17 protein-coding genes are annotated in these 13,565 nt (G+C 66.3%); 12 read left to right on the forward strand and 5 right to left on the reverse strand.

The genetic code is table 11. The annotated features are described in order from the left end of the window. The first annotated feature begins 141 nt into the window (after positions 1-141). The 6 genes from zwf to WNM05_RS00435 all read left to right on the forward strand — a co-directional run bounded on the left by zwf (position 142) and on the right by WNM05_RS00435 (position 6,465). Positions 142-1,620, forward strand: coding sequence for a glucose-6-phosphate dehydrogenase (zwf, locus tag WNM05_RS00410; protein ID WP_434631479.1), 1,479 nt, complete (start codon positions 142-144; stop codon positions 1,618-1,620). Positions 1,621-1,733: 113 nt separating this feature from the next. After that, complete coding sequence (gene pgl / locus WNM05_RS00415; protein ID WP_434631482.1) at positions 1,734-2,411, forward strand: 6-phosphogluconolactonase; 678 nt, start codon at positions 1,734-1,736, stop codon at positions 2,409-2,411. Continuing rightward, on the forward strand, positions 2,392-3,441 hold the full coding sequence (locus WNM05_RS00420) for a glucokinase (protein WP_434631485.1): 1,050 nt from the start codon (positions 2,392-2,394) through the stop codon (positions 3,439-3,441). Before pgl ends, WNM05_RS00420 begins: the two co-directional genes overlap by 20 nt. Beyond that, a complete protein-coding gene (gene hexR, locus WNM05_RS00425; protein ID WP_434631488.1) occupies positions 3,434-4,282 on the forward strand; it encodes a transcriptional regulator HexR in 849 nt (282 codons plus the stop codon). Before WNM05_RS00420 ends, hexR begins: the two co-directional genes overlap by 8 nt. 11 nt (positions 4,283-4,293) lie before the next feature. Then, complete coding sequence (gene pgi, locus WNM05_RS00430; RefSeq protein ID WP_434631491.1) at positions 4,294-5,937, forward strand: glucose-6-phosphate isomerase; 1,644 nt, start codon at positions 4,294-4,296, stop codon at positions 5,935-5,937. Between the two features lie 153 nt (positions 5,938-6,090). After that, the gene (locus tag WNM05_RS00435) at positions 6,091-6,465 is read left to right on the forward strand and encodes a hypothetical protein (RefSeq protein ID WP_434631494.1); all 375 of its coding nucleotides are present in this window, start codon (positions 6,091-6,093) and stop codon (positions 6,463-6,465) included. Positions 6,466-6,474: 9 nt separating this feature from the next. Here WNM05_RS00435 and WNM05_RS00440 read toward each other — a convergent pair whose 3' ends face one another. The 3 genes from WNM05_RS00440 to thiD form a co-directional block, all read right to left on the reverse strand. Continuing rightward, positions 6,475-7,149 carry a hypothetical protein gene (locus WNM05_RS00440; protein WP_434631496.1) on the reverse strand — a complete coding sequence of 225 codons (675 nt, stop codon included), beginning with the start codon at positions 7,147-7,149 and terminating at the stop codon, positions 6,475-6,477. Between the two features lie 65 nt (positions 7,150-7,214). Then, positions 7,215-7,835: a thiamine phosphate synthase gene (thiE, locus tag WNM05_RS00445; RefSeq protein ID WP_434631499.1), complete on the reverse strand. Its 621-nt coding sequence runs from the start codon at positions 7,833-7,835 to the stop codon at positions 7,215-7,217. Then, positions 7,819-8,640, reverse strand: coding sequence for a bifunctional hydroxymethylpyrimidine kinase/phosphomethylpyrimidine kinase (gene thiD, locus WNM05_RS00450; protein ID WP_434631502.1), 822 nt, complete (start codon positions 8,638-8,640; stop codon positions 7,819-7,821). The genes thiE and thiD overlap by 17 nt, the downstream gene beginning before the upstream one ends. Before the next feature lie 98 nt (positions 8,641-8,738). Between thiD and WNM05_RS00455 the strand changes: the two genes are divergently transcribed. The 5 genes from WNM05_RS00455 to WNM05_RS00475 are packed head-to-tail and all read left to right on the forward strand — an operon-like array spanning position 8,739 to position 11,020. Beyond that, entirely contained in the window at positions 8,739-8,903 is a 165-nt protein-coding gene (locus tag WNM05_RS00455; protein WP_011133707.1) for a rubredoxin, read from the forward strand. Then, a complete protein-coding gene (locus WNM05_RS00460; RefSeq protein WP_434631507.1) occupies positions 8,900-9,730 on the forward strand; it encodes a M48 family metallopeptidase in 831 nt (276 codons plus the stop codon). The genes WNM05_RS00455 and WNM05_RS00460 overlap by 4 nt, the downstream gene beginning before the upstream one ends. Before the next feature lie 3 nt (positions 9,731-9,733). Next, complete coding sequence (locus WNM05_RS00465) at positions 9,734-10,075, forward strand: MmcQ/YjbR family DNA-binding protein (RefSeq protein ID WP_434631509.1); 342 nt, start codon at positions 9,734-9,736, stop codon at positions 10,073-10,075. A gap of 30 nt (positions 10,076-10,105) precedes the next feature. Beyond that, on the forward strand, positions 10,106-10,522 hold the full coding sequence (locus WNM05_RS00470; protein WP_434631512.1) for a CopD family protein: 417 nt from the start codon (positions 10,106-10,108) through the stop codon (positions 10,520-10,522). Positions 10,523-10,558: 36 nt separating this feature from the next. Then, entirely contained in the window at positions 10,559-11,020 is a 462-nt protein-coding gene (locus tag WNM05_RS00475; protein ID WP_434631514.1) for a CYTH domain-containing protein, read from the forward strand. Positions 11,021-11,077: 57 nt separating this feature from the next. On the opposite strand, the gene WNM05_RS00480 is transcribed toward WNM05_RS00475, so the two are convergent. Beyond that, positions 11,078-11,242, reverse strand: a complete 165-nt coding sequence (locus tag WNM05_RS00480; protein ID WP_434631517.1) for a hypothetical protein — start codon at positions 11,240-11,242, stop codon at positions 11,078-11,080. 59 nt (positions 11,243-11,301) lie between these two features. Continuing rightward, a complete protein-coding gene (locus WNM05_RS00485; protein WP_434631520.1) occupies positions 11,302-11,745 on the reverse strand; it encodes a hypothetical protein in 444 nt (147 codons plus the stop codon). 532 nt (positions 11,746-12,277) lie between these two features. Here WNM05_RS00485 and hemL point away from each other — a divergent pair. Continuing rightward, complete coding sequence (gene hemL / locus WNM05_RS00490; RefSeq protein ID WP_434631523.1) at positions 12,278-13,555, forward strand: glutamate-1-semialdehyde 2,1-aminomutase; 1,278 nt, start codon at positions 12,278-12,280, stop codon at positions 13,553-13,555. Positions 13,556-13,565 lie beyond the last annotated feature (10 nt).

A 13,565-nucleotide genomic window follows, 5' to 3' on the forward strand; every position in this document is an offset into this window, starting at 1 on the left:
CGTTTTCTGGAGGAAAACCGGTAATTTTGCGTCAGAACAAAAGGTGTTGCAAAAGCGGCCACGATCTTGTTACCAGCATAGACAGTACAGCCTTGAGTGGTAATATAACTACATCTAATACCTTCAAGATGGAAGATCAGGATGGAGACCCGTTCTACCGCTACCCCGGCCTTCGACATGGTGCTGTTCGGCGGCGCCGGCGATCTGGTGATGCGCAAGCTGCTGCCCTCGCTGTACCAGGCGCACGCGGCAGGCCTGCTCAACGAGCAGGGCCGCATCCTGGCGCTGGGCCGCAAGGACCTGAGCCGCGACGACTACCTGGCCTTCGTCGAGAAGAATTCCCGCATCCACATCAAGTCGCACTTCGACGCCGCCGCCTGGGACAGCTTCTGCGCCCGCATCGACTATCTGCGCGTCGACGCCTCCCAGGCCGCCGACTACCCGGCGCTGGCGGAAAAGATCGGCGCCGACGGCGACAAGGTGGTGGTCTGTTATCTGGCCACCGCGCCCAATCTGTTCGCCGGCATCTGCGACAATCTGGCCGCGGTCGGACTGAACCGCGCCAATGTTCGGGTGGTGCTGGAGAAGCCGCTGGGCACCGACCTGGCCTCGTCCAACGAGATCAACGACGACGTCGCCCGCTTCTTCAAGGAAGAGCAGTTGTACCGGATCGACCACTACCTGGGCAAGGAGTCGGTGCAGAACCTGATGGCCATCCGCTTCGCCAACGCGCTGTTCGAGCCGCTGTGGCGCCGCGAATGGATACACGATGTGCAGATCACCATTTCCGAAGAGCTGGGCGTCGGCAGCCGCGGCGACTTCTACGACGGCACCGGCGCGCTCAGGGACATGGTGCAGAACCACCTGCTGCAGCTGCTCTGCATCGTCGCGATGGAACCGCCGGCCAATATGGAGGCCGACGCGGTCCGCGACGAGAAGCTGAAGGTGCTGAAGGCGCTGCGCCCGTTCACCGAGCAGGACGTCGCCGCCAAGACCGTGCGCGGCCAGTACAAGGCCGGCGCCATCGGCGGCCAGCCGGTCGTCGGCTACCAGCAGGAGAACGGCATCCCGGCGGGCAGCCCGACCGAGACCTTCGTCGCGATCAAGGCCGAGATCGACAACTGGCGCTGGGCCGGCGTGCCCTTCTTCCTGCGCACCGGCAAGCGGATGCAGGAGAGGCTGGCCGAGATCGTCATCAACTTCCGCGACGTGCCGCACCAGTTGTTCTCCGGCCCGCTGGGCGGCAGCCACCACGCCAACCGGCTGGTGATCCGCCTGCAGCCGGAGGAAAGCATCCGCCTGTACTTCCTGGCCAAGGAACCGGGCGACACGATGCGCCTGCAGCCGACCTACCTCGACCTCGACTTCTACAAGGCCTTCAAGGTGCGCCGCGCCGACGCCTACGAGCGCCTGCTCCTGGACGTGATCCGCGGCAAGCTGGCGCTGTTCATGCGTCGCGACGAGCTGATCGAGGCCTGGCGCTGGGTCGAGCCCATCATGGACACCTGGGCCGCCAGCGGCAACATCCCGCCCAAGCAATACACCGCCGGCAGCTGGGGCCCGGCCGCGTCCAGCGCGCTGCTGTCGCGCGACGGCATCAGCTGGCACGAGGAGTGCTGAACGCCTGATTGGCGCGTCGCCCAGCGGTGCGTCGCCCCTTCGGGGTGACGCACCCTACCAGATACAATGACCGGATATCGGCGCGCCGCGCCCAACACGACCGAGGTAAGCGAATGAACTGGTTGGAATTTCCCGACGCGACGCAACAAACCGACGCCTTGGCCAATAGCGTGGCGTCGCGGCTGGCGGCCGCGATCGAAAGCCGCGGCAGGGCGGTGCTGGCAGTGTCCGGCGGCAAATCGCCGATCCCGCTGTTCAAACTATTGTCCGAGATGGCGATAGACTGGGCGCGCGTCACCGTCACCCTGGTCGACGAGCGCTTCGTGCCGCCCGGGCACGCCGACAGCAACGCCGGCCTGGTGCGCGAACATCTGCTGAAGAACCGCGCCGCGCCGGCGCGCTTTGTGCCGCTGGTGCGCGCCGGCGCCGACATCGACGCCGAGGTGACGGCCGCCAACCGCGAATTCGCCGCGCCCGACGTCGCCATCCTCGGCATGGGCGAGGACGGCCACACCGCCTCGCTGTTTCCCGGCGCGCCGGAACTGGCCGCCGGCCTCGATCCGGCCAATCCGACGCCGATCCTGGCGGTGACGCCGCAGACCGCGCCGCACCGCCGCGTGACGCTGAGCTACGCCGCGCTGCTGCAGGCCGGCAGCCTGATCCTGGCCATCCAGGGCGCCGGCAAACGCGCGGTGCTGGAAGCGGCCTCGTCCGGCCCCGACGACGCGCGGCCGATCAGCCACCTGCTGGCCCAGGACAAGGTGCCGCTCGATGTCTACTGGTCTGCCTGAAGCCTGGCCGCGTCTGCTGGCCGATGTCGGCGCCAGCAACGCCCGCTTCGCGCTGGAAACGGCGCCCGGCGTCATCGAGGACATCGTGGCGCTGCCGACCGCCGGCTATCCGACGCTGGAGGACGCGCTGCGCGCCTACCTGGACCAGGTCGGCGCGCGCCGCATCGCCCACGCCGCGATAGGCATCGCCAACCCGCTGAACGGCGACGCGGTGACGATGACCAATTGCCACTGGTCGTTCTCGATCGAGACCCTGCGCCGCACGCTGGGCCTGTCCACGCTGCTGCTGCTGAACGACTTCGCCGCGCTGGCGCTGGCCCTGCCTCGGCTGCCGCGCCATGAGCTCGTCCGGATCGGCGGCGGCGAGCCGCGCCCGGACGCGCCGCTGGCGCTGATCGGCCCCGGTTCCGGACTGGGCGTCGCCACGCTGCTGCCCGAGGCCGGCGGCTGGCGCGCCCTGCCCGGCGAGGGCGGCCACGCCTCGTTCGCGCCGCAGAACGAACGCGAGGCCGGCATCCTGCGCCACGCCGCCGCCCGCTTCGGCCACGTCTCCTGCGAACGGCTGCTGTCCGGCCCCGGCCTGGCGCTGATCCACGAGGCCCTCTGCGCGCTGGACGGGGCGGCGGAATCCGCTCTCTCCCCGGCCGAGGTCAGCGCGCGCGGCCTGCCCGGACGCGACGCGCGCTGTCGCGAGGCGCTGGAAATCTTCTGCGCCGCGCTCGGTTCCGCGGCCGCGAATCTGGCCTTGACCGTCGGCGCCCGTGGCGGGGTATACATAGGTGGTGGTATTGTGCCGCGTCTAAGCGGTTTTTTTGAACAATCCCCATTCCGCCGCCGCTTCGAGGACAAGGGACGGATGTCGGCCTATCTGGCCGCCATCCCGGTTTATCTGATCACCAGCGCCCACCCGGCCCTGCCGGGCGTGGCCGCCCATCTGGCGGCCCATCTGGCGGCCGGCAGCGACGATGCCCCGGTGGACGCCTCCACCAGCCCTCCGCGCGGCGGCACAGCAGGAGACATGCATGCTTGATCGCATCCGTGGCCAACTGGAGACGCTGTCTTCGGCCGAGCGCAAGGTGGCCGAGCTGGTGCTGGAACAGCCGTATACCGTGATCCAGGCCGCGGTCGCCGACATCGCCAGGAACGCCGGCGTCAGCCAGCCCACCGTGATCCGCTTCTGCCGCACCGTCGGCTGCTCCGGCCTGCCCGATTTCAAGCTGAAGCTGGCCGGCAGCCTGGTGACCGGCGTGCCCTACGTCCACTCCAGCGTGCGCCCGGAAGACCCGACCTCGGAAATCGTCGCCAAGGTGTTCGACAACACCGTGTCGGCGCTGTTGAAGTGCCGCAACGACGTCAATCCGCAGGCGATAGAGGCCGCGGTGCGGCTGCTGACCGACGCCAACCGCATCGAGTTCTACGGCCTCGGCAACTCCGGCATCATCGCCGCCGACGCCCAGCACAAGTTCTTCCGCTTCGGCATTCCCACCGTCGCCTACTCCGACACCCACATCCAGATGATGGCGGCGTCGGTGCTGGGTCCGGACGACGTGCTGGTGGCGATCTCCAGCTCCGGCCGCACGCTCGAATTGCTGGAAGCGGTCGACGTGGCGCTGGCCGCCGGCGCCAAGGTGATCGCGCTGACCACCAGCGGCTCGCCGCTGGCGCGGCGCGCCACCGTCGCGCTGATCGCCGACACGCTGGAAGACAATGAAACCTACAGCCCGATGATCTCGCGCATCGTGCACCTGGTGCAGATCGACATCCTGGCGGTCAGCGTGGCGCTGCGCCGCGGGCCGGGCCTGATCCGCCAGCTGGAAAAAACCAAGCACAGCCTGAAGAATCGCAGACTGGACAACAAGCAAGCAGAATAGGACGAGACATCATGAGTGAACTGACCGAACTGCCGGCCTGGCAGTCCCTGTGGGACCATTTCGCCGAGGCCAAGCACCTGCACATGCGCGAGCTGTTCGCCGCCGATCCGGAACGGGCCGAACGCTATTCGCTGGAAGTGGGCGGCCTGTTCCTCGACTATTCCAAGAACCGCATCACCGACGCCACCTTGCTGGGCCTGATGCAGCTGGCGCGCGAAGCCGGCCTGCCGTCGCGCATCAAGGCGATGTTCAAGGGCGAGAAGATCAACCGCACCGAGGACCGCGCCGTGCTGCACGTGGCGCTCAGGAACCGCACCAACTCGCCGATACGCGTCGACGGCGAAGACGTGATGCCCAAGGTCAACTCGGTGCTGGAGCGGATGGGCCGCTTCTCGCACGCGGTGCGTTCCGGCGAATGGCTGGGCTACACCAACCAGCCGATCACCGACATCGTCAACATCGGCATCGGCGGCTCCGACCTCGGCCCCCTGATGGTCTGTTCCGCGCTGAAACCGTTCGGCCATCCGCGGCTGAACATGCACTTCGTCTCCAATGTCGACGGCGCCCAGTTGAAGGAAACGCTGAAGAAGGTGCACCCTGAGACCACGCTGTTCGTCGTCGAGTCCAAGACCTTCACGACGCAGGAGACGCTGACCAACGCGCTGACCGCGCGCGAATGGTTCCTGGCGCGCGCCCGCGACGAGAAGGCGGTGGCCAAGCACTTCGTCGCCGTCTCCACCAATCAGAAGGCGGTGGCCGACTTCGGCATCGACCCGGCGAACATGTTCGAGTTCTGGAACTGGGTCGGCGGCCGCTACAGCCTGTGGTCGGCGATCGGCCTGCCCATCATGCTCTACCTGGGCGAGGAGAACTTCACCGAGCTGCTCAACGGCGCCCACATCATGGACCAGCACTTCATGAACGCGCCGTTCGAGCAGAACATGCCGGTGCTGCTGGCGATGATAGGCATCTGGTACATCAACTACTACGGCGGCGGCAGCCACGTGATCGCGCCGTACGACCAGTATCTGCACCGGCTGCCGGCCTTCATCCAGCAGCTGGACATGGAGTCCAACGGCAAGCAGGTGACGCTGTCCGGCCAGCCGGTCGACTTCGAGACCGCGCCCATCATCTGGGGCGAGACCGGCATCAACGGCCAGCACGCCTTCTTCCAGCTCTTGCACCAGGGCACCCACATCTCGCCTATCGACCTGATCGCCTCGCTGGAGAACCGCTCCAGCCTGCCGGGCCACCACGAGATCCTGCTGGCCAACGTGTTCGCCCAGGCCGAGGCCTTCATGCGCGGCAAGACCGCCGACGAGGTGCGCGCCGAGCTGACCGAGCAGGGCCTGAACGGCGAGCAGATGGAAGCGCTGGTGCCGCACAAGGTCTTCGGCGGCAACCGGCCGACCAACACGCTGCTGATGAGCCGGCTGGACCCGCGCAACCTCGGCTCGCTGATCGCGCTGTACGAGCACAAGATCTTCGTCCAGGGCGTGATCTGGCACATCAACAGCTTCGACCAGTGGGGCGTGGAGCTGGGCAAGCAGCTGGCCAAGACCATACACGCCGAGCTGACCGGCAAGCTCTCCCGCGCCGAGCACGACAGCTCGACCCGCCGTCTGATCCAGCTCTATCGCAAGGTCAACGGCTGAACGCTCTCTCGCATCGACACGCCCCCGCCGTCCCGCGGGGGCTTTTTATTTGTCGGACAGTCGGGATAACCCTGATTGTCGGACAGAAGACATCCTGCTGAAATGGCGCCTGCAAGTCTGACAATAATAATGGACTGAAGAAGATCGATCGGGATGTGTAAGTTCTGCAGCACCGTGCTGGCCGGCTTTCTGCTGGCCGCCAGCCTGGCCGGCCATGCCGCCGGCCGGGTTTTCCGCATAGACGGCGACGCCGCCGCCCCCCTGACCCTCAGCGGCACCGTCGTGGGACCGATTGCCGCCGGCAGCAAGGCCGAGGGCACCTTTTCCCAAATCTATCACCTGAAACTTCGCCGGCCGATATGGTTGGACGATGGTGCCGTCTGCGGCGCGCGGCGGATTTCCAGCCTGGCCTTGAGCCAGGACGACATGGCCAGACTAAAAGGCCGAGCCGTCACCATTCAGGCCCGCGTGTTCTGTCAGGAAACGCGCATGGTCGACTATCGCCTGGCTGACATCAAGATGCTCTAGCCAACACCATCAATAGCAGCTGTTGCCGCGGTACTGGTAGTTGAAGACCCGACCGCCCTGCAAAGCGAATGTGGTCTCACACAGATAGCTGCTGCTATACACGCCGTTAGCAGAGTCGGTACGCACTTCGGATGAGGCTCGGGTATAGGTCAGATACTTGGTCTTGCCATTAATGTAGCTTTTGTCCGGCACGCCCCAGTCCTTGGAATTGAGCAGCTCATCCTCGGTCCGCCCCAGCCACAGATTGTCCATTTTGAATACATACATCCACTGATAGCCCCAGTCTTCCCGAGTGTAGAGGTAGCTGTCGATGCTGCGAGGTTCCTGGCGCGGCGCCGAACAGTTAGGATTGGCTGCGGACAGCTTGGGATAGGTGGCAACCTGGAAATCGCTGTCGATCACCCCCGACCGCGAGCGCCATAGAGTGACGCATTGCCCCACTTTGTAATTGGGATTGGCCGATACCACCGGAGTGCGAACACCGCGGTTGTCGATAAGCCAGTACATTGTCAGCGGGCCAAAATCCATCTTACGCGCGGTGCGGAACGGGCGCTTTGACTCCACCTTGGCGGCATACGGCCTCGAATCCGGCATATTGGGCCACACCTGGATGCGCGGCGCCGCGCAACCGACCAGCATCGCAGCGATTACAGACGCCACACACACGCTCTTCAACACTGTCATTGAAATTCGCCAAAAGGGCGAATTTTATCATTCGGACATTCGTCCACAATAATGACCGTCCGATATTAAACCCGAAATCGCCCGGCCAGCGTCCGGGCCGCCGCGCCGACATCGTCGGCGTCGAACACCCCTCCGACCACCGCGACGGCATCGGCGCCGGCCGCGATCACCTGTCCCGCGTTGTCCGCCGTGATGCCGCCGATCGCCACCGCGTTCGCGCCCAGCGCCGCCGCCTCGGCGAACAGCGACAACGGCGCGGCCACGGCGTCCGGCTTGGTCCGCGACGGAAACACCGCGCCGAAGGCGACGTAGCTGGCGCCGGCCGCCAGCGCCGCGCGCGCCAGCGCGATGCTGTCGTAGCAGGACGCGCCGACGATGGCGTCCGCGCCCAGACGGCCGCGCGCGGCGGCAATGCCGCCGTCGTCGCGCCCCAGGTGCACGCCGTCGGCGCCGATCCGCGCCGCCAGCCCGACATCGTCGTTGACGATGAACAGCGCGCCGGACAGCCGGCACAAGCGGCGCAGCTCGACCGCCTGGCGCAGCCGGCGTTCGGCATCCCCGCTCTTGTCGCGATATTGCAAGGCGCGCGCGCCGCCTTCCAGCGCCGCCGCAGCCAGCGAGAACAGCCGCGCGTCGTCGACGCCGTCCGGCGTCACCGCGTACAGGCCTTCAAGCCTGGGCGGCATCGCCGTCCTCCTCGTCGTCGCCGCGCGCCCAGAACATCCGGTCCGGCAGGAACTGCCCCATGCCGGGACGGAAGCCGTTGATCAGCGTCTGATAGGTGTATTCCTGCGCCTCCCGCACCGCCTCCGGCAGCAACAGGCCGGTGGCCAGCATGCCGGCGATCGCCGAGGCCAGCGTGCAGCCGGAGCCGTGGTAGCTGCCGGGCAGCCGCTCCCAGTGGTCGGCCCGCACCACGCCGTCCTGGCCGTAAAGGCTGTTGACCACTTCCTTGGTGTTCTCGTGGGTGCCGGTGATCAGCAGATACGGGGAACCCAGCGCCAGGATGCGCTCGGCGCACTGGTCCAGCGTCAGTTCCTCGTCCTCGTCGGCGTCGTTGCTGGCCAGCCGTCGCGCCTCCAGGCTGTTCGGCGTCAGTATCGACACCTGCGGGATCAGCATGTCGCGCATCGCCGCGATCAGATCGTCGTCGGCCAGCTCGTGGCCGCCGCCGCTGGCCAGCACCGGATCGAGCACCACCGGGATGTCCGGATAATCGGCGATCAGTTGCGCGACCACGGCGACGTTCTCCACGCTGCCGAGCATGCCGATCTTGAACGCCGCCACCGGCATGTCCTCCATCAGGAAGCGCGCCTGGTCGTTGACCCAGTCCGCGTCCAGCACCATCAGGTCGTTGACGCCGACGGTATCCTGCACCGTGATCGCGGTGATCACCGACAGCGGATGGCAGCCCAGGCTGGCCAGCGTCAGGATATCGGCCTGGATGCCGGCGCCGCCCGAGGGGTCGGAACCGGCCAGGGTCAGTACCACGGGAGGGGATTCGGGAGTGGTCAAGGGCGAACCTCTTTTGTTTTATTGCGGTGGCACGATTTAGAATACCCATTTTATCCGATCACGAGGGCGAAGCGATGCGTACTTGGATGTGTCTGATCTGCGGTTTCATCTACGACGAGGAAGCCGGCCGTCCCGAGGATGGCATCCCGCCCGGCACCCGCTGGGAAGACCTGCCGCCCAACTGGACCTGCCCGGACTGCGACGCGCGCAAGGACGATTTCCAGATGGTGGAGATTTGAACGCCCCGGCCAAGGCCTGTAGACGCTGGCTGGGCGGCGCGCTGCTGGCCGCCGGCCTGGTCGCCTGCGCCCAGGTCGCCACCACCTCCGGCGGCGCGGTCGGCGTCAGCCGCGGCCAGCGCATGCTGCTGTCCAGCCAGGAAGTGGAGCAGATGTCGGCCAAGTCGTACGCGGGCCAGCTGCAGCAGGCGCGCGCCGCCGGCCGGCTGAACACCAGCGCGGCGCAGACGGCGCGGGTGCGCCGCATCTCGCAGCGGCTGATCGCGCAGACCCCGGCCTTCCGGCCCGACGCCCGCGACTGGCGCTGGGAGGTGAACGTGCTGTCCACCGACGACATGAACGCCTACGCGATGGCCGGCGGCAAGATCATGGTCTACACCGGCCTGATGAACCGGCTCAAGCTGACCGACGCCGAACTGGCGGCGGTGATAGGCCACGAGATTTCGCACGCGCTGCGCGAACATACCCGCGAGAACCTGAGCCAGGAATACGCGCAGCAACTGGGCCTGTCGCTGGTCGGCGCGCTCGCCGGCCTCAGCGCCGACCAGGTGAAGCTGGCCGGCATGGTGACCGACGTCACGCTGAGCAAGCCGCACAGCCGCGCGATGGAGTCCGAGGCCGATGTGATGGGGCTGGAGTTGATGGCGAGGGCCGGCTACGACCCGAACGCCGCGGTCAACGTCTGGCAGAAGATGCAGGCGGCCGGCGACGGCGGCGGCATGGAGTTCCTGTCCACCCACCCGTCCGGCCCGACCCGCATCCGCGACCTGCAGGCCCATATCCCGCAAGTGTGGCCGCTGTACCAAGCGGCGCCGAAGAAGGGCTGAGCGATGGATCCGGCCCTGTTTGACGCGCTGCTGGACCATGCCCGCTCGTTGCCGGGCGCCGAGTTCGACGTCAAATGGGGCGGAACGCAGGTGCTCTCCATCGGCGGCAAGATGTTCCTCGCGCGCGGGCCGCATGGCCTGAGCTACAAGGTGCCGGACGACGACTTCCTGGCGCTATCCGGCCTGCCCGGCGTGCGGCCGGCCCCGTACCTGGCGCGGGCACGCTGGATACAGGTGCAGTCGACGGCGGCGCTGAGCGCCGACGACATCCGCCGCGGCATCGAGCGCTCGCGCGAGCTGGTGTTGCAAAAACTGCCTCAAGCGCAACGGCGGGCCTGGTCCTGAGCCGGCCCCGATGCGCATCATGGAAAACCGATGACCTACCTCTATCTGAAAGCCTTCCACATTTTCTTCGTGGTGTCCTGGTTCGCCGGTCTGTTCTACCTGCCGCGGCTGTTCGTCAACCTGGCGATGGCGGCCGAGACGGCTGAGTACGATCGCCTGCTGCTGATGTCCAACAAGCTGCTGCGCTTCATGACGCCGCTGGCCGTGCTGACGCTGGCCACCGGCCTCGGACTGTGGCTGGGCATCGGCATCGGCGGCGGCTGGCTGCACGCCAAGCTGACGCTGGTGGCGCTGCTGTTCGGCTACCACGGCTACTGCGCCCGGCTGTACGCCGACTTCGCCGCCCGCCGCAACCGCAAGTCCCACCGCTGGTTCCGCGTGTTCAACGAGCTGCCGGTGCTGGTGCTGCTGGCGGTGCTGATCCTGGTGGTGGTCAAGCCGTTCTGAAGCATCCCAACCCTGAATTCGCCTGAGGACTTGTCGATGGCAATGGAAATCGAACGCCGCTTCGTGGTGAGCGGCGACGGCTGGCGCGGCCTGGCGCCAGCGGTGCAGTACCGGCAAGGCTATCTGTCGGTCGAGAAGGAGCGCACCGTGCGGGTGCGGGTGGTCGGCGAGCAGGCCTGGCTGACGCTGAAGAGCCATATCAGCAATGTCAGCCGCCACGAATTCGAGTACGCCATTCCGCTGGCCGACGCCCAGACCATCATGGACGCGATGTGCCCGATGGTGGTGGACAAGCTGCGCCACCGCATCGAGTATCAGGGCTTTGTCTGGGAAGTGGACGAGTTTTTCGGCGACAACGCCGGACTGGTGCTGGCCGAGATCGAACTGCCGGCGGAAGACACGCAGTTCGCCAAGCCGCAATGGATAGGCGCCGAGGTGACGGAGGACGGGCGCTACACCAACGCCTATCTGTCGAAGAAGCCATACCGCAGCTGGTAGGCGAGGACGCATGCGCTTCCGCAACCCGCGTCGCGGGCTGCGGAACCGGATGCCGGATTACTCCGTCGGCAGATAGCCTGCGGTGTGGCCGGGGCCGGAGATCAGACCGCCGGACACTTCTTCCACTTCGCTCTGCTCCAGGCGAACCATGGCGGCGATTTCCACGCTGTTTTGCAGCTGGGTTTCGAAATCGGCGGCCGGCAGGGTTTCGTTCTTTTTCATATTGCTTCCTTTCGAGGTTGGTTAGATGGAACGGCGGCTCGCGGCCGCTCTTCTTGTGATCATGCGGCCGGCGCGACGCCGGGCGGCAAGCGCGCCTCGGCGATCTCCTGCGGCGCCAGCAGATCCTTGGTGATGATGCGGGCGCAGCGTCTACAGGCATCTGCGCCGTGCTGGGCCCACCACACGCATTCGGGGCGGATGGCGCAGTAGGCCAGCTCCTCGCTGATGGTCTCCACCTTGTCGACGATGCGGTTCACCAATGTGCATTCGGCGCTGTCATTGTCGTGGTGGGCGCACTTGCTGCCGGCGCAGCGCCCGGCGGTGCGCAGCACTTCGCCCGGCGCGATGCCGTTCAGCTTGTCCAGGTCCACCCGTTCCACCGGCAACGCCTGCTTCAGATAGATGATGCGGCGCGAGCTGACGCTGCCGCCCAGCATGCCGAACACCACTTCGCCGTTTGCCCCGAACTCCGCGCTGGGGCAGAGGCCCTTGTCGTTCTTCATACGCTTGGTCCACTTGAATGATGATGGAAGCCACTGCGCGCGCCGGACCGTGATAGGCAAAGCGGCAACATCGCCGCAACTACCGCCTGGGCGCACCCACCTATGGATGTTCAGTGAAAATACCTAGTAAAAGCGCTTTTTTCGCCGAAGTTACGTTATGCATTTGTAATTTATAGTACATGACAATCGAATTGTGGAATGGCTTTGCCAGGCCTGTCTCGACAAAAACAATATGCTGTCGATCAAACTGTCATACGCTCGACGCTTATGCCGGCAAGTCAGAAAAAATGACAATTAAATATCGCCGGAGCCGGCATTCCGGCAATCGCTCGCGCCGGCAGCCCGCTGCTGTGGATAAGATCGGCAATGATCGATGGCTGTGGATAAGCCCCTCCGCCCGGCGGCGAACGCCGGCGACGCACCCAGCCGGCGGCGGCGCCATCATGTAAAATATGGCCGGCCCAGTGGACCCGACTCCCCACCGCGCCTCACCCATATTTCGCGGCGCAGGCCGCCAGACAAGGAAAAACGCATGTCTCGCAATCTGGAACTGTTCGAACGTGGCAAACAAGTGATCCCCGGCGGCGTCAACTCGCCGGTGCGCGCCTTCGGCCAGGTAGGCGGCACGCCGCGCTTCGTCGCCCGCGCCGAAGGCGCCCATTTCTGGGACGCCGACGGCAAACAGTATCTGGACTACGTCGGTTCCTGGGGGCCGGCCATCGTCGGCCACGCCCACCCGGACGTGGTGAAGGCGGTGCAGGACGCCGCCGTCGGCGGCCTGTCCTTCGGCGCGCCGACCGAGGGCGAGGTGGTGATCGCCGAGGAAATCTGCAAACTGCTGCCGTCGGTCGAACGGGTCAGGCTGGTCTCTTCCGGCACCGAGGCGACGATGACCGCGATCCGACTGGCGCGCGGCTTCACCGGCCGCGATCTGATCGTCAAGTTCGAAGGCTGCTACCACGGCCATTCCGACAGCCTGCTGGTCAAGGCCGGCTCCGGCCTGCTGACCTTCGGCAATCCTTCGTCCGGCGGCGTGCCGGCCGATTTCACCAAGCACACGCTGGTGCTGCGCTACAACGATGTCGAGCAGCTTGCCGCGACCTTCGCCGAGATAGGCGACAAGATCGCCTGCGTGATCCTGGAGCCGATCGCCGGCAATATGAACCTGATCCAGCCGTCGGCCGAATTCGTCAAGACGCTGCGCGGCCTGACCGAAAAACACGGCGCGGTGCTGATCTACGACGAGGTGATGACCGGCTTCCGCGTGGCCAAGGAATGCGCGCAGGGCCTGCACGGCGTCAAACCGGACCTGACCACGCTGGGCAAGGTGGTCGGCGGGGGCATGCCGCTGGCGGCCTTCGGCGGCCGCGCCGACATCATGGGCCGGATCGCCCCGCTGGGCACCGTCTACCAGGCCGGCACGCTGTCCGGCAACCCCTTGTCCGTCGCCGCCGGCCTCGCCACGCTGAAGCTGATCCAGCAGGCCGGCTTCTACGAGACGCTGGGACGCCGCACCGCACGGCTGGCCCAGGGCCTGGCCGAACAGGCGAAGCAAGCCGGCATCGCGCTGTCCACCGACAGCGTCGGCGGCATGTTCGGCTTCTACTTCAGCGCCCAGGCGCCGAAATCCTACGCCGAGGCCACCGGCTGCGACATCGAGCGCTTCAAGCGCTTCTTCCACGCGATGCTGGACGAAGGCATCTACTTCGCGCCGTCGGCCTACGAGGCGGGCTTCGTCTCCGCCGCGCACAGCGACGAGATGATTGAGCGGACCATAGAGGCCGCCGGCCGCGCCTTCGCCCGCATCTGACCGTTCGCGC

This window comes from Chromobacterium sp. CV08, assembly GCF_051129845.1.
Classification (GTDB): Bacteria; Pseudomonadota; Gammaproteobacteria; order Burkholderiales; family Chromobacteriaceae; genus Chromobacterium.